This is a genomic window from Pedococcus ginsenosidimutans (assembly GCF_039544395.1).
Lineage (GTDB): Bacteria > Actinomycetota > Actinomycetes > Actinomycetales > Dermatophilaceae > Pedococcus > Pedococcus ginsenosidimutans.
Genome location: NZ_BAABLO010000011.1, coordinates 88258 through 108632 on the forward strand (window position 1 = coordinate 88258; position 20375 = coordinate 108632).

The window sequence follows — 20375 nt, forward strand, 5'->3', positions numbered from 1 at the left end:
AGGCTAGCCGCGGGGCACCCTGACCGTCTCGAGCTGTCCGTCATCGAGACGGACCTCGCCGTCGGCCTGCGCCGCCGCCTCGGGGTCGTGGGTCGCCATGACGACGATGGCGCCACGGTCGGCCTCGGCCCGCAGGAGCGCGAGCACCCGCTCGCGGTTGTCGTGGTCGAGCTCGGACGTGGGCTCGTCGGCCAGCAGGACGCGCCCACGCAGGGCGAGCCCGCGGGCCACGGCGACCCGCTGCTGCTGGCCGCCACTGAGCTCCTCGGCGAGGTGGCTGCCCGACTCCTCGAGCCCGACGGAGGCTAGCGCGGCGTCGGCCCGCCTGCGCGCCTGCTCGGCCGGCACCCCGCGGGCGAGCAGCGGGAGGGCGACGTTCTCGTGGGCGGACAGGAGCACCGCCAGGGCGCTGCCCTGGGGAATGACCTCGATACCGAGGCGGGCCGCCTGTGCGCGGTCGCTCACCTCGTCGTCGCCGAGCCGGACCACGCCGTCGGCCTCGACCGCTCCCCCGATCGCCCACAGCAGCGAGGACTTGCCTGAGCCGCTGTGGCCGGTGACGGCGATGAACTCCCCCGCGTAGGCCTCGAGGTCGGCGGAGGCGACGGCCACGGTCGACCCGTACCGAACGCCCACCCCGGTGAGGCGCAGCGGCGGGGACTCGACCGCCTCGTCGTCGCGCACCGGGTCCGCGAGTCGGACGTCGCGGTCAGCCATGTCTGGTCCCTCCCTGCTCCGGGACGAGGGTCCACACCCCGTCGGCGTGGTGCACGCGCACGAGCGTCCCCGGGGGGAACGCCTCGACCGCGGCGGCGGGCAGCGGCAGCGAGCCGTCCGCTGCCACCACGGCGTACTCCTCACCGGCGCGACCCTCACCGCCGACGCGGCCGTCACGGATGGTGACGGTGCGCGGCAGCCGTGCCGCCACGTCGGGGTCGTGGGTGACGACGACGATGGTCGTGCCCCATTCGGCGTTGACCCGGTGCAGGGCGTCGAGGACGACGTCGCGGGAGGTGTGGTGCAGCTGGCTGGTGGGCTCGTCGCCGAGCAGGAGCCCTGGGCGGCTGGCGAGCGAGACCGCGAGCGCGGCGAGCTGGAGCTGTCCGGGAGGCAGCGAGTCGAGTGGCGCCGTGGCTGCGTGGTCGAGGCCGACGAGCTCGAGCACCTCGCCGGGTGAGGGCACGCCCCGCCCGGCGCGGACGGCGGAGCGCTGCGCGAACTCGACGTTCTGCCGGGCCGTCAGGTAGGGCAGCAGGTTGCGTGCCGCGCCCTGCAGGATGATGCCGACGTCGGCGGCGCGGAAGCGGTCGAGCTCCGGCTCGCTCATCGTCGACAGCTCGTGCTCCCCCACCCTCACCCGGCCCGCGCTCGGCCGCATGAGCCCGCCGAAGAGCGTCAGCAGCGTCGACTTGCCCGCCCCGGAGGGTCCGAGCAGGCCGACCACCTCACCGGGCGCGACGACGAGGTCGACCCCCGACAGGGCGGCCACGTCGTGCCCGTCGGCCCGGTAGATGTGCACCAGGCCACGGGTGCTGACCCCCAGGCCGTGGTCGGCGCCGGCCGTTTTGCCCGGACCGGTGGACCGCTCGATGGTCGTGCCCGTGCTCACAGCGACTCCCTGATGCGTCGTAGGGCGATGCGCCGACCGGAGCCGAAGGCTGCCGCGGCGCCGACGGGCAGCAGCACCACGACCGCGGCCAGGGTCGCCAGCGCGACCGCCGGGACGGAGGGCGCGATCTCCAGGGCCGGCACCGGGGTCGCGGGGTCGTCGAACAGCGGCAGCAACGGCATCGCCACCAGGGCCGACACGGCCCCGCAGACCACGCCGACGACCGTGCCCACCGTCACGAGCAGGAGCTGTTCGCGCACCAGGGCCCGTCGCAGCAGCGGCAGCCGGACCCCCGACATGTGCAACGCGGCGAGGTCGCGGGCCACGACGCGCCACCCCGTGACGGTCATGACGATGACCACCAGCGCGGCGAGCAGGATCGCCATGGCCCCGGTGAACAGGGCCAGGCGGACGCCCCACCCCGAGCCGGAGGTCGTCAGGAGGTCCTTGGCGTGGGCGTAGGTGTTGGTCCGCAGCACGCCGACGCCAGCGTCCGCCAGGCCCTTGCGGACCTCGTCGGCCTGCCCCGGGTCGCGCAGCCACACCGACAGGACACCGCCGGGCGCGAGGGTGCCGCCGAGCCGTTGCAGCGTGGAGTAGTCGACCATCACCCCCCTGTCGCCGACGATCGGCAGGGCCGCGGGCCGCTGTGCGCTGCTGACGCTGACGGGTACGCCGTTGATCCCCACCGCGGTGAACGCCTCGGCAGAGCCCCCGGGCGGCACGGCGCCGGCCAGCAGGCCGGGCACCTGGGTGGGCACGTCGCCGTACGTGAGGCCGACGGCCACCCCGCTGGAGCGCACGTCGAACTCCATGGTGTCGGGCCGGGGGTTGGTGAGCTTGAGGACGTCGCTGCTGTCCTCGCTGAGGGGGACGTACGCGTTCCAGCGCGAGGCGTCCGCGATGCCCAGTGACCGGCCGTCGACCCCGAGACCGCTCACGTCCACCGTGGCGGAGACCACCTTGGTGGCGGGGTCGGTCGGCCGGAAGTCGATGCCGTTGAGGCGGCAGCCCGAGGGGCACAGCAGGGGCGTCGAGAGCGTGGTGGACCCCGAGCCGTTCGCCGGGAAGGTGGTCACCTGCCGCACCAGCGGGGTGCCGTCAGGGCCGGTGACGGAGAAGCGGAGCTCGACGGGGCCGAGGTCGGCGGAGATCCCCGAGGACCCCGGGACGAGCACGTTGCTCTCGGAGGCCACTCGCCAGGTGACGCGACCCGTGAGCCGCTTTCCCTCGAGGACCACCGTGTCGACCTGCGGGGGCCGCAGCGCGTTCGTGCGCAGCTCCTGCCCGGCGGGCGCGTAGGCCACGGAGGAGAAGTGCGCGGCATCGACCGCGATGGTCGGCGTGGACCCCGCGGCCACCTGCTTGATGACGCCGACCGGGGTGACCCGGTCACCGGTGGGGTCGATCTTGCGCACCACCGCGGCCAAGGCGCTGGGGTTGCGGCTGTCGGTGTCGAGGACGAGGGGGGCGCCTGTACGGAGCTGGGCGCGCGCCGTCCAGTTGCGGTCGGCGACCACGACGGCATTGCCCGCGAAGACGGTGAGCGCGACGGCGACGCTGACGACGGTCACGACCTTGCGCATCGCCGGACGCCGCTGCAGGCCAAAGGCCGTGAGGGCAGGGCCGATCCGCCCGCGCGAGAGGCTGGAGCGACCGGCGGCCCGAGCCACCGGGACGGCGAGCCGCGACGTGACCAGACCTCCGGCGAGGGCCACGAGGGTCGGGGTCAGGAGGGCCAGGGGTCCCGTAAGGGACTTGGTGGCCAGACCCACCAGTCCGAACGCGGCCAGCGCCACGGCGAGGATGTCGACGATCCCGAAGGTCGCCCCGCGGGTGGGCGCCACCCGTCGCAGCAGCGAGGAGATGGTCTGCCGCTGGAGGGGCCTGACGGCCAGGACGATGGCACCCGCGCAGACGACGGCGGCCGCGGCGAGGCCGACGACCGCGAGCGGCGGCACCTCGAACGGCACCCCCGGCGCGAGCAGGGTGCGACGCACCAGCTCCGAGAGACCCACCGCCAGCCCGAAGCCGAGGGGCAGCCCGAGGGCCACGGTGAACCCCAACTCGGCCATGACCAGGCGGCCGGCACCCTCGCGGCTGCGCCCTCGCAGTCGGGCGAGGGCGGCCTCGGGACGGCGCTGCTCGACGGCGGCCTGGGCGACGAGGAGGAGGATCGCCGCGGCGAGGAGGGCCAGCTGGGCCATCAGGAGCGGCACGATGACGCGCAGTTGCTTCTGGCCCCCGGTCACCGAGGCGATGACCAACGGCAGCTCGCTCTCGACCAGCACACCGCTCTGCGCTGAGCCGTTGGCCCGGCTGCCGATCACGGCGGTCACCTGGTCGAGGTTGTCGACCGAGAGCAGCTCCCTGCGCAGCGGGAAGGTCAGGGACGACTGCACCTGCTCCCACGGCTTGCCGAAGGTCTTCTCGGTGGTGACGAAGTCGTCGATCCCCGGCACGGGCTCCATCCCGACGGTGATGAGGGTGCCGGACTTGCCGTCGAGCTGGGTGCGCAGCCAGTACGACGGGTCGGGCACCACCTCGTACGCCCCGACCACGGTCAGGGTGGCGAGCGCATCCGGGGGCCGCGGGTAGACCTGGCCGTTGGCCTTGGGGATCGTCGTCCGGAACTGCTGGCCGATCCGCCAGCCCCAGGCCTTCTGGTCCTTCGCCGAGACGAGCACCTGGCCCTCGTCGGTCGGGCAGGTGCCGGCCGTGAGCCTGAGGTGGCGGCACACGTCGGTGCGCGCCACCAGGCGGCCCGGCGAGGGCTTCAGGCCGCTCCTCGGGTTGATCTCGATGACGTCGAGCATCTGGCCGATCGGGGCCGAGTACAGGGCCCGGACCTCAGCCGGGACAGCGCCCTCCAAGGAGGTCGAACGCCGCAGCGAGTCGGCTGCGGTGCGGCCACCGCGGGCGACGAGGGCGGTGTCGGCGACCGGCGCCCCGTCGATGGCCGACCGCAGGAGCGACTGCTCCAGGGCCCGCTCGTAGAGCGGTGCGAACGTGGCACACGCGGTGACCAGGGTGGCCAGCAGCACGAGCACGATCGCCTGGGCGCGGCGGTACCTGATCGCGGCCCACATGTGTCGACGTCCTCCTGCGCATGCCCCCGGCCCGGCTCCCCCGAGCGCCTCCCGGCCGACCCTAGAGCCAACCTCGACGCCGAATGGCTACATTCCGGCAACAATCACCGGTCGCGCGGTCGGAGGCGGGACTCAGCTCCGGGCGTCGACAGCTGCCTCGAGGCGGTCGAGCTTGGCGGTGAGCTCGCCGGTGTAGCCCTCCCGGATGTCGGCCTTGAGCACGAGGCTGACCCGCGGTCCGTGCGCCGCGACCGCGTCCACCGCGCCCTTGACGACGGCCATGCACTCGTCCCAGTCGCCCTCGATGGTCGTGAACATCGAGTCGGTGCGGTGCGGCAGACCCGAGGCGCGGACGACCGCGACGGCATCGGCGACGGCCGCACCCACGGAGCCGTCGGGGTCGGAGGTGGACGGGGAGACGGAGAAGGCGACGAGCATGCCCCCACCGTATTCCGCGTGGTCACCTCCGCGACGCCCGCCCGGTCGGCGACCCGGCCGGGGTGCCCACCGAGCCGGGGTTTGGCCCGAAGTCTGGGACTTCGGGCCTCCGGGCCGGGGCTTGCCCCGAAGTCTGGGACTTCGGGCCTGCCGGGCCGGGGTTTGGCCCCGAAGTCTGGGACTTCGGGTCATCGGGCCGGGGCTTGCCCCGAAGTGTGGGACTTCGGGCCTCCGGGCCGGGGTTTGGCCCGAAGTCTGGGACTTCGGCTCTCCGGGCCGGGTCTTCCCCCGAAGTCTGGGACTTCGGGGCGCGGGGACGGGCCGGTGGGTCAGTCGCCGACGTGGCGCTGGTAGGCCAGCACGGCCTCGACGCGGCGGAAGCCGAGCTCGACGTTGACGCCGACCATGTGCGCGTTCTGCTCGGCGTTGCACGTCTGGACGCGCCGGGCCTGCGGGGCGAACCGCGCCAGCTCCTGCAACCCACGCACCTTGACCGCCATGCCGAGCCGGTGGCCTCGGTGCTCGCGGCGCACCAGGGTGCCCCACTGCATGACCTCCTCCGGGTCGTCGGCACTCACGACGAGGTCGTTGTACGCGACGACGTCACCGTCCGGCGCGATGGCGACCGTGTGGACCATGGTGCGCCCCTGCCGTTCCATGCGTCCCAGCTCCTCGGCGTAGGTCTGCGGGCTGAGGGCCTCCTCCTCGAACTCGATCTCCCCGGTCGGGGCGTCGACGGCGAGCTGGTTCCAGCAGGCGCAGTACGACTCGCGCAGGGCCTCGGGCAGGGCGCCGACGTACGACTCCAAGCGGTAGCCCTCGTGGCGGGTGGCCGCGTCCGCCGCCAGGGCCTCGAGCCGAGCCGGGTCGAGCGGCAGGCCGAGGATGCGACGCACCTCTGTGTTGGCGTACGAGTAGCCGTGCCGCTCCGCGAACCGGACGTGGGGGTGGTCCGCACGGGCGCCGTCGGGGACGTTGACCTCCACCAGGAGGGTGTGACGGCCCTCGGCACGGGTGCGTTCGGCAACCCGCTCGGCCAGCGCGCTCCCGGCACCGCGGCCCCGCCACGCGGGGTCTACGTCGACCTCGAGCCAGGTGAAGCTCGTATTGTCGAGCAGCGGGAACCACAGCAGCGCCATCCCGGCGACGTGCCCGTCGACCAGCGCGACATACGGCTCGAGGCGCTCGACGGAGCTGTCAGACCGCAGCTGGACGGCCATCTCCCGCAGCGACCAGGTCTTCGCCCAGGGCCGCTCGTGCCTGGACGACGCCTCGCGGGCGGCGTGGGCGGCCGCGACCTCGGCGTCGTCGTGGACCGCCAGCGGCCGCACCACGACGTCGCCACGGCGATCGGACGGGCGGCTGTCCGTGGTCGTGGTGCGGGGTGTGCTGGCCGCGGTCATGACTCGAGTGTCAGCCCGTCCGGTATTGCGCCACAACGGGTTTTCGGGTCCGCGCGTGCCTCAGGGACTCAGGTGGGCGTGCACCAGGGCGACCGTGGCCGCGCCCTCGCCGCTGGCCGACGCGACGCGCTTCATCGAGCCCGCCCTTACGTCGCCTGCCGCGAAGATCCCCGGCACCGTCGTCTCGAGTGCGGCGGGCGGGCGTCCGGCCACCCAGCGCTCCATCGGCACCTCGCGGCCGGTGTAGACGAAGCCGCGCTCGTCGCGCAGCACGGCGTCCGGGAGCCAGTCGGCGCAGGGGTCGGCACCCAGCAGGAGGAACAGGCCGCCAGCCTCGACCCGCGCCGCCCCCTCGGGCCCCGTGAGCTCCAGCCACTCCAGGTGGCCGTCGCCACCCCCTCCGGTGACCCGGGTGGAGGTGCGGACGGAGATGCGCGAGGTGGAGGCGATCTCCCGGACGAGGTAGTCGGACATCGTCGAGGCGAGGTCCGGGCGGCGCACCAGCAGGGTCACGCTCGCGGCATACCGTGCGAGGTGGACGGCCGCCTGCCCGGCCGAGTTGCCGCCGCCGACCACGTAGGCGTCGCGGCCCTCCATCTCGCGCGCGGCGCTGGTGGCGGCGCCGTAGTAGACGCCGAGGCCCACGAGCTCCTCCAGCGGCTCGATGCCGAGCCGGCGGTACTGCACCCCGGTGGCGACGAGCACGGCGCGGGCCAGCAGCGGACCCCCCTCGGTGTGGAGGGTATGTGGCTCCCCCGGCGCCGACGCGGGCGTGATCGCGTTGGCGGCGAGACCGGTGTAGATCCGCGCCCCGAAACGGGTGGCCTGGAAGCGCGCCCGCTGCGCGAGCCGCATACCGGAGATCCCGCGCGGAAAGCCGAGGTAGTTGCGGATCATGGAGCTGGTGCCGGCCTGGCCACCCACGGCGTCCTCCTCGACGACGACCGTGTCCAGCCCCTCGGACGCGCCGTAGACCGCGGCGGCCAGCCCCGCCGGGCCGCTCCCGACGACGACGAGGTCGACGACGTCGTCGGAGTCGACCAGCTGCGGTGAGCCGTAGACGAGCCGGGCCACCTGCCGAGCCGTGGCGCCCTCCAGGACTGCGCTGCCTGCCAGTGCCGACACGACCACGGGGAAGGCGGGGGCAGCACCGCCCTGCACCGACGGGAGAGCGCTGATGATGTTGCGGCCGGTCTCGCTGTCGGGGCGGTGCACGCGGTGCGGGATGCCCATGCGGTCGAGGAAGTCGCGGATGCGCGCGACCTCGGCCGCGGCGCTGCCGTCGACGATCTGCACGCCCGCGACCTCGGGGGTCGAGGCGGTCCACCCCCAGTCGGAGAGGTACTCCGTTACCGCCGTGTGGAACTCCTCGTCACGCGGGCCCTGCGGGATGAGCAGGTAGGTGTCGATGCGCCCCTGGCCGAGGGCCTCGCGCAGCTTCGGCAGGGACTGCCCGTAGTCGCCGCGGCTCGTCAGGCAGATGCGGCGGGCGGTGGGCAGGCGCGCGTGCAGCTCGTCCACGAGCTCGAGCCCGGACGAGGCACCCGGTACCGTCCAGCCGACGCCGATGAGGGCCACCGGCTGGCCCTGCGCCACAGCGTCGTCGACCACCTCACGAGCGCCCGAAGCGCTGTCGGCACAACGGATCTCGTAGTCACGGACATAGCGGGCGAACTCGCTGTCGACCGTGGCGATGTGCTCGGGGGCGACGACCAGGACCAGCGCCGGGCGCACCCGCGGCGCCGCGGATGCCTCGGTGGCCGGCCCGGTGCTCATCCGACCTTGGCGTCCGCGCTGATCAGCCAGGAGTCGCCGCTCTTCTCGACGGTGAGGCGGTGGACCTCCTTGATGTCGCCGCCGTTCTTCGGCTTGAACGTCAGGTTGGTGATCACCGTCCCGACCGCAGCGTCCGCCTGGGTCTGGCCGACGTCGACAGACTTGATCGTCGCCCAGAAGCTCTCGTAGCCGTCGCGGCCGCCCGCGGACTGCTGCATCGCCGGGGTCAGCTCGGCGAAGGTGGCATCCCGCTTGTTCGCCTTGGTCACGTCGGAGTAGTAGCTCTTGATGAACTTCTCCAGGCCCGCGTTGTCCGCCGGCGCCGTCGTCGTCGTGGTTGTGGTCGTGGTGGTGGTCGAGCTGGTCGACGACGAGCTCGACGAGCTGGAGCTCGAGGAGGTCGAGCTCGGCGGCGTCTTCGTCACCGGGGGCGCGGTCGAGGTGACCGACGGGGTCTGGGCGTCGTTGCCACCACCCGGGTTGCCGAACAGGACGTACGCGAGCGCGGCGACCCCCAGCACCGCCAGGGCGAGCAGGATCGGCACCAGCGGCGAACGTCGACGACGTCCGTCGTCGCGGCCGTCCCCGGGGCCCCCAGGAGGGACCGGGCCGGCAGGCGGCACGGTCGGCCGGACCGGGGCGGTCTCCATCCGCTGGGTGGACTCGAGGGGTTCGGGGATGAGCTCGGTGGCCGCAGCCCCGGCCGCGCCCGCACCGAGCAGGGCCCCGGCGGGCAGGGGCATCGTGGCGTCGCCCCTGGCGATGCGCTCGAGCCGCTCGGAGGTCGTGGCCATGTCCCAGCGGCGGCTGGGGTCGGGGTCCATCATCGCGGCGATGGCACCGCCCAGCGGGCCGGCCTTCTCCATCGGGCGAGCGGTGCCCGAGGCGATCGCCTGGAGCGTGGCGAGGGGGTTGGCCTGACTCTCGTAGGGCGGGTGGCCCTCGACCGCGTAGAAGAGCGTCGCGCCGAGTGCCCACACGTCGGACGCGGAGGTCGGGTCGCCGCCGCGGGCGAGCTCCGGCGAGAGGTAGCCCGGGGTCCCCGTCATGAACCCGGTCTGGGTGAGCTGGTCGTCGGCTGTGGCCCGGGCGATGCCGAAGTCGCTGATCTTCGGGGTGCCGGTGGTGTCCATGAGGATGTTGCCGGGCTTGATGTCCCGGTGGACGATGCCGCGGTCGTGGGCACGGGCCAGGGCGCGCGCGACGGCGCTGCCGATGGCGGCCACCCGCGTGGGCGGCAGCGCCCCGACCTCACTGATCGTCTCCGCGAGGCTCTGCCCCTCGACGTACTCCATGACCAGCCAGTGGGCGTCGTCCTGGTCGACGATGTCGTAGACGCCCACGGTGTTCGCGTCGTTGAGTGACGCCGCGATCCGTGCCTCACGCATGGCCCGGGCGACCGCAGCGGGCTCCCCCGGAAGGGCGCCGACACGCTTGACCGCCACCTCGCGGCCGAGCACGGTGTCCCGGCAGAGCCAGACGGTGCCCATCCCACCACTGCCGATGGAGCGCACCACCTCGTAGCGTCCGGCGATGACCTGCGGCTGCACATCGATCCTTTCGGTCGGGTCGCGCCTCACCCTATGACGTGGGGCCGGGGGTTGACACTCCAGCACCGGGCCGTGCGACGCTGCTCGGGTGCGGCCGAGCCTGTACGAGTTCGCCGGCGGGGAAGCCGCCTTCCTCTCCCTGGCCCGCGCCCACCACGTCCGCTGCGTGGCCGACCCGCTGCTGAGCCACCCGTTCTCCCACCCCGGCCAGCACCCGGAGCACGTCGACCGGCTGGGTCTGTACTGGGCCGAGGTGCTCGGCGGTCCCCCGCGCTACTCCCGCGACTGCGGTGGCGACCAGTCGTCGATGCTGGTCCTGCACGCCGGACACGGCGAGGGGATGGTCGAGCTGGGCCAGATCTTCGTCCAGTGCTTCGTCGCCGCGCTCGACGACGCGGGCCTGCCTGACGACCCGGAGTTCCGGGCCGCGATGCGCGCCTACATGGAGTGGTCTGTGGCCGACCTCGACACCTACAACCCCGAGGGGTCGACCGTGCCCGAGGGGTTGGGTATGCCGCGCTGGGACTGGGACGGGCTCGTGCGCGCCTGACCGGCGCCGTACCCCGCGCCGCTTGCGACGTCAGCCGAGGGCGGCGACCACCTGGTCGGCGGCGGCGTACGGGTCGGTGGTGCCGTCCACCACCTGAGCGGCCAGCTCGTCGACACCGTTGCCGTGCCGGAGGTCGCCCATCCTGGCGCGCAGCTGCTGCAGGGCGATCGACTCGATCTCGTCACCGGCCCGGCGGATCCGGCGCTCGCGCAGGGTGCCGGTCTCCTCCATCCACGCGACGTGCTTGTCGAGCGCCTCCATGACCTCGTCGATGCCCTGCCCCTGCTGGGCGACGGTCTTGACCACCGGCGGTCGCCAGAGGTGGGGCTCCGTGCGGTCGCCGAGGGAGATCATGTGCCGGATGTCGCGGACCGTCGCATCGGCACCCTCACGGTCGGCCTTGTTGACCACGAAGACGTCGCCGATCTCGAGGATGCCGGCCTTCGCCGCCTGGATGCCGTCGCCCATCCCGGGAGCGAGGAGCACGATCGTGGTGTCGGCGAGCCCGGCGACCTCCACCTCCGACTGCCCGACACCGACCGTCTCGATGAGGACGACGTCGCAGCCGGCGGCGTCGAGCACGCGCAGTGCCTGGGGCGTGGTCCACGACAGGCCACCGAGGTGGCCGCGGCTGGCCATGGAGCGGATGTAGACCTCGGGGTCGAGGGCGTGGTCCTGCATTCTGACCCGGTCGCCGAGCAGGGCTCCCCCGGAGAACGGCGAGGACGGGTCGACCGCCAGCACGCCCACGCGCTGGCCGCGCGCGCGGAACGCCGCGACGAGGGCGTTGGTGGAGGTCGACTTCCCCACGCCAGGGCTGCCGGTGATGCCGATGATGTGCGCGGTCCCGCTGTGCGGGGCCAGGGCCGCCATGACCTCGCGCAGCGCGGGGTGGGCGTCCTCGACGAGGCTGATCAGGCGGGCGACGGCGCGGGGCGAGCCTGCCCTGGCCGACTCGACCAGGGCAGGGACGTCGACGGTGCGGGGAGCCAAGCGGTCAGTCCTCCGGTGGTCGGTCGTAGTCGGGTGTCGGCGTTGGGGTGCCGGCGTCGGGTGTCAGGCGTCCGGGTGTCAGGCGGTCTTCGGCACGCGGACGATGAGGGCGTCGCCCTGGCCGCCACCGCCGCACAGCGCGGCCGCGCCGACGCCGCCGCCGCGACGCTTGAGCTCCAGCGCGAGGTGCAGGGCGATGCGGGCACCGGACATGCCGATCGGGTGGCCGAGCGCGATGGCGCCGCCGTTGACGTTGACCTTGTCGACGTCGATGCCGAGCTCCTTGGCGGAGGCGAGGCCGACCGCCGCGAACGCCTCGTTGATCTCGACCAGGTCGAGGTCCGCCGGGGTGATGCCCTCGCGCTCGCAGGCCTTGGCGATGGCACGGGCCGGCTGCTGCTGCAGGGTCGAGTCGGGGCCGGCGACCATGCCGTGCGCACCGATCTCGGCGAGCCAGGTGAGCCCGAGCTCCTGCGCCTTGGTCTTGCTCATGACGACGACCGCGGCCGCGCCGTCGCTGATCTGGCTGGCGGAGCCGGCGGTGATGGTGCCGTCCTTGGAGAACGCCGGGCGCAGCTTGGCCAGCGAGTCGGTCGTCGTGTCGGCGCGGATGCCCTCGTCGGTCCTGAACTCGATCGGGTCACCCTTGCGCTGCGGGATCGACACCGGCACGACCTCGTCGTCGAACAGGCCGTCCTTCCAGGCGCGGGCAGCGAGCTGGTGGCTGCGGGCGGAGAACTCGTCCTGCTGCTCGCGGGTGAACTGCTGGTCACCGGTGTTGGCCTGCTCGGTCAGCAGCCCCATGGCCTGGTCGGTGAAGGCGTCCCAGAGGCCGTCGAAGGCCATGTGGTCGCGCATGGTCACGTCGCCGTACTTGTAGCCCTCGCGGGACTTCTCGAGCAGGTGGGGCGCGTTGGTCATCGACTCCTGGCCACCCGCGACGACGACCTCGACCTCACCGGCACGGATGAGCTGGTCGGCCATGGCGATGGCGTTGATGCCGGAGAGGCAGACCTTGTTGATGGTCAGCGCCGGGACGTTCATGGGGATCCCGGCCTTGGCGGCGGCCTGGCGGGCGGGGATCTGTCCCGCGCCGGCCTGCAGCACCTGGCCCATGACGACGTAGTCGACCTGGTCGGGGGCGACACCGGCCTTGTCGAGCGCGCCCTTGATGGCGACGGCGCCGAGGTCTGCGCCGGAGAAGCCCTTGAGCGACCCCAGGAGGCGGCCCATCGGGGTACGCGCGCCCGCGACGATGACGGAAACAGGACGGTCGGACATGGTTCAAGCCTCCAGCGCCATTGGTGTGGTTCGTCCGTCACTCTAGTCCGGGCCGCCCGGTGCGAGGTGGGGCGGGCGGGTGGCCCTGCCCACACCCTCGGGCGGCCCCGTATGGGTCACCCCGCCACCCTCAGGGCACGGGCTGGAGGTCCGAACGTGCCCGCGACTCGACCGTGATGGTCACGGAGCCACCGAGCGCCTCGAGGAGCGGCCCGACCCACGGCAGCTCGGCCCGGCCCTGCAGCCGGACCACGGCGGTCTGGCCGTCGGGGCTCCCGCTGCCAGGGGCGACCTGCCAGCCGAGCATGCCCACCGGGAGCGGTCGGTCCTCGAGGTAGGCGGTCGCGGTGCGCACGACCGTGTCGTCGCTGACGACCACCGAGGAGCCCAGGCCCTCCCGGTAGGCCGCGAGGTCGAGGGAGTCGGCCGCGTCCAGTGCCGCGCCGTCGGCGGCGTCGAGCAGACGCATGCGCGACAGCTGCGCCGACGTCACCGCCATGGTCCCGACGATGAGCAGGATGGCCACGACGGTGTACCCGAGGATGAGGATGCCGACCTGCCCCGCCTCGTCCCCCGCCGCGCCGTTGCCCCGCCGAGACCGCCACGCCCTCACCCTGCGAGTCACGGCGCCTCCCGGAACCGGTCGACCACCCCGACGTGGCTGGCGGACACCGGCACCTCGAGGGGCACGACGTCCCTGGCGAACGCGGGCACGAACGGGAGCGGCACCCGTACGGTCGCCCGCACCTCCACGCGCCCCTCCGGCCGCAGGCAGGGGTCACCGTCGCAACCCACCGACACTTCCCCGTCGGCAGGGAGGAAACCCTGGTCCTCGAAGGCGAGCTGGGCGGCAGCCCTGGCGCGCGGCTCAGCGGACGGTGAGGAGGTGGCGGTGACGAAGACCCGCGCACCTTCACGCGCAGCCGTCGACGCGGCGTACGCACCGGCCTGGAGGCGCGCCAGGGTCATGACGAGGTAGATGAGCGGCACGAGCAGGAGCACCCCGAGGAACACGAACTCGACCAGTGCGCTGCCCGCCTCCCCGCGGTGCAGGGCGCGCGCCCGGACCTGCCGCAGGGCCAGGATCACTGGTCCTCCAGGAACGCGTGGCCCACGACGTCGAGGGCGCGGTCGGGGCCGAGTGGCCCCAGCACCGGAAGCGGAGCCGTCACGCGCACCGCCACCACCCGTACCCCGTCGACCTCGACCACGTCGGCGGTCACGTCCTGCGCGAAGCGCGGCGAGATCGACTGGCCGATCAGCTGCCTGGTCCGTGCCACACCGTCGGCCGGGTCGGCGCCCGCCCGCGCGCCCACGCGGGCTCCTTCAGAGGCGCAGGAGATCAGCGTGTTGCGGACGTGGAGGGCGAGGCCCACCTGGAAGACCGCAACGAAGATCACGGACACCAGCCCCGACACCATGGCGAAATCGGCCACCGCAGAACCGGACTCGCGCCCGCGGCGGCTGGGGCGCTCGGGCGCCGACCGCATCGGTCAGGGACCGGTGACGCTGGTCATCGCCCGTGAGAACAGCGCGCGCAGCTGCTCGTCCGCGACGGTCCACAGCACCGCGACGAGTCCCGCCGTCATGAGCGTGATCATCACCCAGCCGGGGACGTCACCCCGCTCGCTGCGTCGGACCGAGCTCTCGAGCGCGAGCTGCGCACGGGTCAGGGCATGGGTCAGGCGTGTCATCTGTCTTCCTTTCGTGGAGGCGTGGAGAAGGACTCGCGGGCGCTTCAGAGGGAGAACCGCAGGAACGAGAAGCCCGGGTAGACGGCGAACAGCACGGTGACGGGCAGCACGAGGAAGACGACGGGGACCCTTAGTACCACCCAGTACTATTCATGAATGAGCCAGCCCCGTGCCGCCGTCTACCTGCGCCAGTCCGAAGACAAGTCCGGCGCCGGCGCTGCCGTCGCCCGCCAGCTCGACGAGTGCCGAGCCCTTGCCGAGCGCCTCGGCTGGGAGGTGGCCGAGGTCTACGAGGACAACGACACCAGCGCCACCGCAAGGGCGAAGCCGAGGGCCGGATGGACGCGCCTGCTGAAGGACCTCCAGGCCGGCCGCCATGACGCCGTCATCGCCTTCCACACCGACCGGCTCTACCGGCGGTTGCGCGACCTCGCCGACCTCATCGACATCGCCGAGGAGCGGTCCTTGAGGATCGCCGCCGTCAAGGCCGCCGACCTCGACCTGTCCACTCCGGCCGGCCGCATGGTCGCCGGGATGCTGGCCCACGTCGCCCGGTACGAGGTCGAGCAGAAGGGCGTCCGGCAGGTCGCCGCCAACAGGCAGCGGGCGCAGGCCGGCATGGTCCTCTGGACCCGTCGCCCGTTCGGCTTCGACCGCGACGGCAACGAAGTCAAGGTCGTCCCCGAAGAGGCCGAGGTGATCCGGCGGACGGTGCAGGCGGTCCTCGCGGGCGGGTCGATGGCCCACATGGTGAAGGACCTGAACGACGCAGGCACCACGACTTCGACCGGCGCGAAGTGGACGGTGACGAGCCTCCGCCGGGCTGTCACGAACCCGAGGATCGCTGGTCGGGTCCACTACAAGGGGACGCAGGTCTCCGACACCGGACCAGCGATCCTCGACGGCGACACCTTCGATCGGCTGGTTGCCGTCCTCACCGATCCAAGGCGGAAGACCGCGCCTTCGACGCAGGTGAAGCACCTGATGTCGGGCCTCGCTATCTGCGGCCGGTGCGGCGGTCGCATGTTCGCCACGAAGAACAGCGGGATCCGCGTCTACCGGTGCCGGGCCTGCTACCTCACCCGGGACTCAGCCCGGGTCGACGAGGTCGTCGAAGCAACTGTCATCGCCCGACTGTCGAAGCCCGACGCCGCCGACCTCCTGTCGAGCCGCAAGGACCTGGAGGCGCTGCGGCAGTCGAAGGTCGAACTTGTCGACCGCCGTAAACAGTTCACGTCGATGCTCGGCGAGGGCCTGCTCGACGCCGCAGCAGCGAAGACGCAACTCCTGAAGATCGCTGGTGACCTCGAGGACGTGCAGCGGGAGCTCGACGCCGCCACCTCCGGCTCTCCCCTGTCGGCCATCGTCGGCGCAGGCGATGTGGCCGCCCGGTGGGCGAGCCTGCCGATCCTGTCCAAGCGAGCCGTCGTCAACGCCCTCATGACGGTGACCGTCGACCCTGCCGGCAAGGGCGTGCGGTTCGACCCACGGCTCGTCAGGGTCGAGTGGCGTTGAGAAAACCCAAGAGGGCACCTGAGAAAACGCTTCGGACAGGGGCCGGCACTAACTACCGGGGCCACCGGCCGAGGGCCTGAGAGAGGCCGGAAATGGAAAGTGGCTGACCGTCAGGAACCGGGGTTAGAGTCTAATTGCGCTTGAGTCCATGAGGACCAGACCCTGCATCGATCAGGGTCGTGGATAAGTGACTTCGAAGGCGTCCGAGCTACCCGGTTAGTGCCTCTCTGCCTGGGGAAGATTGAGCCGCACCATGTTGTGTCGGCTCCGTTCCCCAGGAGCAGAACGATGGCGCAGTCACAACCGCTGCCACACCGCAGAACCCTCATTCGCCAAGGTTCCCGGTCGCGCCGCATTCGGGCGCACATCTCCGGCGCGTCGACCAAGCTCGCACTCGGCGAGGACCTGGCCGAGGCGATCAACGACACCAGGCGTGAACTCCTCACCGAAACGATCATCGACCACCTCAGCAACGTCAGCGCCGTACCCGATGACATCCGGCCCAGACGCGAGCAGCTCGAACGAGTCGCCGCCTACGCCTCCGAGCTGGCCGCTGCTGCGCCTCCCCTGACGGACGAGCAGCGGGACCGCATCGCCCTTCTGATGGGAGAGGTCCGATGACGAGCGTCCGTGTCTACGTGCAAGACGTCACGACCGGCGAGACATTCGCTGTCATCAGCCTCGACGCGACGCAGGCTGGTGGCTTTCTCTCGGCCCAAGGGTGGGACACCGATGGGGTGAACTACGCCCAGGACCGCGCGCGGGACAACTGGGGAACGACGTCCATCGCCGATGCCGTGGCCGTCGCTCTCAGCGACTTCGTCTACCGCCAGATCCACCGACCGACGGCGCGCCTGCTCAGGCTCGTCGATCACCTGGGAGGTCGAGATGCCCAGCCATGACGAAGGCCCCGGCGTTTCCACACCACCGAGGCCCTCGACCGATTCCCTTCGTACTGAGACCGATCCTACCGGGCCGGATTCCGTTCGCCCATATGCCGATTCGGCCTTCGACTACCTCCATTCGGGATGGTCCCCGCTACCGCTTCCGCCGCGCAAGAAGGACGCGCCGCCGTCCGGATACACCGGTCGCGACGGGCTGTGGCCCTCGGGCGCGGACATCCAGTCGTGGATCGAGGCGAGACCTCATGACGCGAACATCTGCCTTCGCACGCCGGAGAACGTGATCGGCCTCGACGTCGACAATTACGACGGCAAGCCGGGCGGCCTCAACTTCGCGAAGAAGATCGAAGAGTGGGGCGAGCTCCCCGACACCTACATCTCTTCGAGCCGGTACCCGGCTGACCCCGTGTCCGGCATCCGCTTCTTCAGGGTGCCGAAGGGGCTCGCGTGGCCCAACGTCGTCGCCGAGGGCATCGAGGTCATCCGGTACGGCCACCGGTACGCCGTCGCCTGGCCCAGCGTCCACCCCAACGGTGGCACGTACCGGTGGCGACTCAGCACCGGCGAGGAGGTAAGAATCCCGAAGGTCGAGGACCTTCCCGAGCTACCTGCCGCATGGGTGGAGGGACTGACCGGCGGCCGCCTCGAGGAGGAGCGTGTCGTCGCCGAACCTCCGGCGGACGCCGCCCTCTGGCTCACCCCCGGCAATTCCTGCGCCATGGTGACGAACCGACTCGGGAAGGCGATGTCGGCCCTCCAGGCTGGCGCCTCTCGTCATGACGCCGCCAAGGACACAGTCCTCGCCCTGCTCTTCTTCGGCCAGCAGGGACACCACGGGGTCGCCACCGCCCTGGAGGCGCTGCGGGTCGCCTTCGGAATGACGGTCGGCGCAGACCGGCCGGCCGAGTGGGAGGCCGAGTGGCAGCGGATGGTCGCTGGCGCCTTCGGCATCGTCGCCGGTGAGCCGAGAGCCCGCATCGACTGCCAAGGACCGAAGTGCACAGGGCAGTTCGCGCCTGCCTTCGAGACGCGCCTGCTGCCATCACCAACGACACCGACAGAGACCAACGCCATGGACCAGACCAGCAACCAAGTCCGCCGAGTCGTAGTGAGGAAGGCCAACGAGTTCGTCATGGAAGAAACCAAGTGGTTGTGGCACAACCGGCTGTCGACTGGCTCCCTGTCGGTTCTCGCCGGAAGGCAGGGCCTCGGCAAGTCGACCATCGCCGCCTGGATCGCGGCCCGGATCACCAGAGGCGAGCTGCCTGGCGAGCTCTTCGGCGAGCCGCGCGCCGTCCTCATCTGCGCGACGGAGGACTCGTGGGGACACACCATCGTCCCGAGGCTGGCGGCCGCTGGCGCAGACCTCAACCTCGTCTTCAGCGTGGAGGCGCAGGTCGGCGACTCGACCATGCCGCTGAACCTGACGGTGGACGTGGCATCGCTGAAGGAGGCGGTGACCGAGACAGGCGCCGCCATGGTGATCCTCGACCCGCTGATGTCCAGGCTCGGCGCCAACACGGACTCGCACAAGGACGCTGACGTCCGACGGGACCTGGAGCCGCTGGCCAAGATGGCTGACGCGACCGGGGCTGTCGTCCTCGGACTGATGCACTTCAACAAGACGAGGGACGGCGACCTCTTCAACGCGATCATGGGCTCGACGGCCTTCACCGCCGTCCCCCGGTCGGTGCACGTCGTCATCCCCCACCCCGACGATGACGACCTTGGCCTCTTCGGAATGCTCAAGAACAACCTCACCGGTCGCAGCTCGACCAAGGTCTACGCGCTGTCCGATGAGTCGATCACCCGCGACGGTGTGACTGTCCGCACCAGCAAGGTCGACTGGACCGACGAGTTGCAGACGCCGGTCGGCGAGCTGCACCGCGCTTCCGCCGAGGAGTCGTCCGGTGTGGCTCGCCAGAAGGAGCAGTGTGCGGAGTTCATCACCCAGTTCCTCCGGGCGCAGGGTGGCTCGGCACCGCGGAAGGACGTGGAGGCCGCCGCCGAGCGCGCTGGGTACAGCAGCACGACGCTGAAGAGGGCAAAGGGCTACGCAGGGGTTGTATCGAAGGCGATCGGCACCGGCCTCGACCGCCGGGCGGAGTGGCACCTGCCGAGGTTCGGTGATTCCGATGTATGACCTGGCGGCCGCTCGATTGGACCGATCCGACCGATTGGGCCGATCCGACCGATTCGACCAGCGGTTGGTCCGATCGGTCGAATCGATTGGTCCACGATCGGGCCCGTGTCCCAGGGGTGGTCCGATCGGTCCAATGGGACCACTCGCGCCCCGATTGGACCGATCCGACCGATTGGGCCGATCGGACCGATTCGACCAAAAAACTGTCTCCGGGAACGCTTGGTCCAATCGGGCCTTCGCCAAGGAGGCGCGTCATGGGTAAGGACGTGCACCCCTACCACCGGGGCTACGGCCAGGCGTGGCGACGGCTCAGGGACAAGGCGAAGAAAGAGTACCCGCCGGTCTGCCACATCTGCGGCGGTCCGATCAACATGGACCTCAAGTCCGGCCCGATGATGTGGAGCCTGGACCACCTCGACCCGCTCGCCATCTACGGCACAGGACTGCCGCCACTCGACCGATGCCGACCGGCTCACTTCGGCTGCAACTCATCGAGAGGCGCGAAGCTCGCCCAACGGCGGAGGAAACCTCGACCTCGCAGCCGGGACTGGTGATCGGCGTGGTTCTGAGAAACGCCCTCTGGCGCCACGAAACCCGGCCGGTGCCCGATAGCACCCGCTCGCCCTCCTCGGGATGTCTCAGGGCCCTGAGGAAACCACTAGCAGGGCCTCTGGCCGGTCCCCTCGCCCTCGATCCGCTCCGAGCATCTGCGGTTTTTCTGAGAGGCCAACCGACGTGACCCCCGTGGTCACGCGCGACTCTCCCCACAAAAAACGGAGCATCAACATCAACACGAAAGGTGAATGACATGCACGACAACAACGACTTCGACATCGACGACTTCGAAGACGAGGAGGACCTGTCGAAGGCCAGGCCCCTAGGGATCGACGATGACTGGTCGGAACACGACCGGTGGTTCATCGACCTCCTCAAGGAAGTGAGCGACGAAGCGGGCATCATGTGCGACCGCTTCGTCAACCTCGGGCCTGGTCCACTTGACGGCGTGTACCAACCTCTCCGGCTGGCCTTCGCCGACTACCTCGTCGCCGCCTACGTCAACAGGCCGGCCGAGATGGACCAGGTGAGGCGCGTCTTCTGGAAGGCGATGAACGACTTGCCGCTGGGCGCGGCGATCGCCCTCTGCGACGTCGCTCGCATCCACGCTTTCGAGTGGCCGGTGGCCAGCGAGAAGTGGCGGCAGTTGCTGCGCCTCTGGTCCATGGAGCTGACCATCGCCTTCAACCGCCGCACAACGGAGAGCGAGATGAAGGACTTCGAAGCGGACCTCGGCCAGGAGCCCTGATACGTTCGGAAAGGACGAGCAAGCTCGTGCAGCCACTCCGACTCGGCGGCCACTGATCCTTCGAGGCAGCGAAAGCCCTTGTCGCTCCTATCGCTTCGTCGAGGGGCGAAGTCCGAGCCGGCCGTTGCG

20 protein-coding genes are annotated in these 20375 nt (G+C 71.4%); 7 read left to right on the forward strand and 13 right to left on the reverse strand.

Annotated features, from left to right (window positions below; all coding sequences use genetic code 11):
* Window positions 1–3: 3 nt before the first annotated feature.
* The 7 genes from ABEA42_RS11440 to ABEA42_RS11470 form a co-directional block, all read right to left on the reverse strand.
* Window positions 4–717, reverse strand: coding sequence for an ABC transporter ATP-binding protein (locus tag ABEA42_RS11440; protein WP_345503408.1), 714 nt, complete (start codon window positions 715–717; stop codon window positions 4–6).
* Window positions 710–1609: an ABC transporter ATP-binding protein gene (locus ABEA42_RS11445; RefSeq protein ID WP_345503410.1), complete on the reverse strand. Its 900-nt coding sequence runs from the start codon at window positions 1607–1609 to the stop codon at window positions 710–712. Before ABEA42_RS11445 ends, ABEA42_RS11440 begins: the two co-directional genes overlap by 8 nt.
* Window positions 1606–4698 (reverse strand): FtsX-like permease family protein, encoded by a 3093-nt coding sequence (locus ABEA42_RS11450; protein WP_345503412.1) that lies wholly within the window; start codon window positions 4696–4698, stop codon window positions 1606–1608. Before ABEA42_RS11450 ends, ABEA42_RS11445 begins: the two co-directional genes overlap by 4 nt.
* Before the next feature lie 132 nt (window positions 4699–4830).
* On the reverse strand, window positions 4831–5136 hold the full coding sequence (locus ABEA42_RS11455; RefSeq protein ID WP_345503414.1) for a thiamine-binding protein: 306 nt from the start codon (window positions 5134–5136) through the stop codon (window positions 4831–4833).
* Between the two features lie 329 nt (window positions 5137–5465).
* Window positions 5466–6539 carry a GNAT family N-acetyltransferase gene (locus ABEA42_RS11460; RefSeq protein WP_345503416.1) on the reverse strand — a complete coding sequence of 358 codons (1074 nt, stop codon included), beginning with the start codon at window positions 6537–6539 and terminating at the stop codon, window positions 5466–5468.
* A 60-nt stretch (window positions 6540–6599) separates the two neighbouring features.
* A complete protein-coding gene (locus tag ABEA42_RS11465) occupies window positions 6600–8315 on the reverse strand; it encodes an NAD(P)/FAD-dependent oxidoreductase (RefSeq protein WP_345503417.1) in 1716 nt (571 codons plus the stop codon).
* Entirely contained in the window at window positions 8312–9865 is a 1554-nt protein-coding gene (locus ABEA42_RS11470; protein ID WP_345503418.1) for a serine/threonine-protein kinase, read from the reverse strand. Before ABEA42_RS11470 ends, ABEA42_RS11465 begins: the two co-directional genes overlap by 4 nt.
* 88 nt (window positions 9866–9953) lie before the next feature.
* Here ABEA42_RS11470 and ABEA42_RS11475 point away from each other — a divergent pair, with 88 nt between their 5' ends.
* Window positions 9954–10415, forward strand: coding sequence for a group II truncated hemoglobin (locus tag ABEA42_RS11475; protein ID WP_345503419.1), 462 nt, complete (start codon window positions 9954–9956; stop codon window positions 10413–10415).
* Between the two features lie 30 nt (window positions 10416–10445).
* Here the strand turns inward: ABEA42_RS11475 and meaB are convergent, their stop codons facing one another.
* The 6 genes from meaB to ABEA42_RS11505 form a co-directional block, all read right to left on the reverse strand.
* On the reverse strand, window positions 10446–11408 hold the full coding sequence (gene meaB, locus ABEA42_RS11480) for a methylmalonyl Co-A mutase-associated GTPase MeaB (protein ID WP_345503421.1): 963 nt from the start codon (window positions 11406–11408) through the stop codon (window positions 10446–10448).
* 78 nt (window positions 11409–11486) lie between these two features.
* Window positions 11487–12689, reverse strand: a complete 1203-nt coding sequence (locus ABEA42_RS11485) for an acetyl-CoA C-acetyltransferase (protein WP_345503422.1) — start codon at window positions 12687–12689, stop codon at window positions 11487–11489.
* Between the two features lie 130 nt (window positions 12690–12819).
* Window positions 12820–13314, reverse strand: coding sequence for a pilus assembly protein TadG-related protein (locus ABEA42_RS11490; protein WP_345503425.1), 495 nt, complete (start codon window positions 13312–13314; stop codon window positions 12820–12822).
* A complete protein-coding gene (locus tag ABEA42_RS11495; RefSeq protein WP_345503428.1) occupies window positions 13311–13778 on the reverse strand; it encodes a TadE/TadG family type IV pilus assembly protein in 468 nt (155 codons plus the stop codon). Before ABEA42_RS11495 ends, ABEA42_RS11490 begins: the two co-directional genes overlap by 4 nt.
* Complete coding sequence (locus ABEA42_RS11500) at window positions 13775–14125, reverse strand: TadE family protein (RefSeq protein WP_345503429.1); 351 nt, start codon at window positions 14123–14125, stop codon at window positions 13775–13777. Before ABEA42_RS11500 ends, ABEA42_RS11495 begins: the two co-directional genes overlap by 4 nt.
* Before the next feature lie 57 nt (window positions 14126–14182).
* Entirely contained in the window at window positions 14183–14383 is a 201-nt protein-coding gene (locus ABEA42_RS11505; protein ID WP_345503430.1) for a hypothetical protein, read from the reverse strand.
* A gap of 156 nt (window positions 14384–14539) precedes the next feature.
* Between ABEA42_RS11505 and ABEA42_RS11510 the strand changes: the two genes are divergently transcribed.
* From ABEA42_RS11510 to ABEA42_RS11535, 6 genes are all read left to right on the forward strand, one after another.
* Window positions 14540–15898, forward strand: coding sequence for a recombinase family protein (locus ABEA42_RS11510; protein WP_345503432.1), 1359 nt, complete (start codon window positions 14540–14542; stop codon window positions 15896–15898).
* A gap of 288 nt (window positions 15899–16186) precedes the next feature.
* Window positions 16187–16519: a hypothetical protein gene (locus ABEA42_RS11515; protein ID WP_345503434.1), complete on the forward strand. Its 333-nt coding sequence runs from the start codon at window positions 16187–16189 to the stop codon at window positions 16517–16519.
* Window positions 16516–16800 (forward strand): hypothetical protein, encoded by a 285-nt coding sequence (locus ABEA42_RS11520; RefSeq protein ID WP_345503436.1) that lies wholly within the window; start codon window positions 16516–16518, stop codon window positions 16798–16800. Before ABEA42_RS11515 ends, ABEA42_RS11520 begins: the two co-directional genes overlap by 4 nt.
* Window positions 16787–18943, forward strand: coding sequence for an AAA family ATPase (locus ABEA42_RS11525; RefSeq protein WP_345503438.1), 2157 nt, complete (start codon window positions 16787–16789; stop codon window positions 18941–18943). The genes ABEA42_RS11520 and ABEA42_RS11525 overlap by 14 nt, the downstream gene beginning before the upstream one ends.
* Before the next feature lie 254 nt (window positions 18944–19197).
* On the forward strand, window positions 19198–19497 hold the full coding sequence (locus tag ABEA42_RS11530) for a hypothetical protein (protein WP_345503442.1): 300 nt from the start codon (window positions 19198–19200) through the stop codon (window positions 19495–19497).
* Between the two features lie 254 nt (window positions 19498–19751).
* Entirely contained in the window at window positions 19752–20246 is a 495-nt protein-coding gene (locus tag ABEA42_RS11535) for a hypothetical protein (RefSeq protein ID WP_345503443.1), read from the forward strand.
* Window positions 20247–20375 lie beyond the last annotated feature (129 nt).

Coding starts and splice junctions, on each gene's coding strand:
- ABEA42_RS11525 (WP_345503438.1), top strand. CDS start 16,787: ATGCCCAGCCATGACGAAGGCCCCGGCGTTTCCACACCACCGAGGCCC.
- ABEA42_RS11465 (WP_345503417.1), bottom strand. CDS start 8,315: ATGAGCACCGGGCCGGCCACCGAGGCATCCGCGGCGCCGCGGGTGCGC.
- ABEA42_RS11455 (WP_345503414.1), bottom strand. CDS start 5,136: ATGCTCGTCGCCTTCTCCGTCTCCCCGTCCACCTCCGACCCCGACGGC.
- ABEA42_RS11505 (WP_345503430.1), bottom strand. CDS start 14,383: ATGACACGCCTGACCCATGCCCTGACCCGTGCGCAGCTCGCGCTCGAG.
- ABEA42_RS11450 (WP_345503412.1), bottom strand. CDS start 4,698: ATGTGGGCCGCGATCAGGTACCGCCGCGCCCAGGCGATCGTGCTCGTG.
- ABEA42_RS11460 (WP_345503416.1), bottom strand. CDS start 6,539: ATGACCGCGGCCAGCACACCCCGCACCACGACCACGGACAGCCGCCCG.
- ABEA42_RS11530 (WP_345503442.1), top strand. CDS start 19,198: ATGGGTAAGGACGTGCACCCCTACCACCGGGGCTACGGCCAGGCGTGG.
- ABEA42_RS11535 (WP_345503443.1), top strand. CDS start 19,752: ATGCACGACAACAACGACTTCGACATCGACGACTTCGAAGACGAGGAG.
- ABEA42_RS11515 (WP_345503434.1), top strand. CDS start 16,187: ATGGCGCAGTCACAACCGCTGCCACACCGCAGAACCCTCATTCGCCAA.
- ABEA42_RS11510 (WP_345503432.1), top strand. CDS start 14,540: ATGAGCCAGCCCCGTGCCGCCGTCTACCTGCGCCAGTCCGAAGACAAG.
- ABEA42_RS11520 (WP_345503436.1), top strand. CDS start 16,516: ATGACGAGCGTCCGTGTCTACGTGCAAGACGTCACGACCGGCGAGACA.
- ABEA42_RS11485 (WP_345503422.1), bottom strand. CDS start 12,689: ATGTCCGACCGTCCTGTTTCCGTCATCGTCGCGGGCGCGCGTACCCCG.
- ABEA42_RS11440 (WP_345503408.1), bottom strand. CDS start 717: ATGGCTGACCGCGACGTCCGACTCGCGGACCCGGTGCGCGACGACGAG.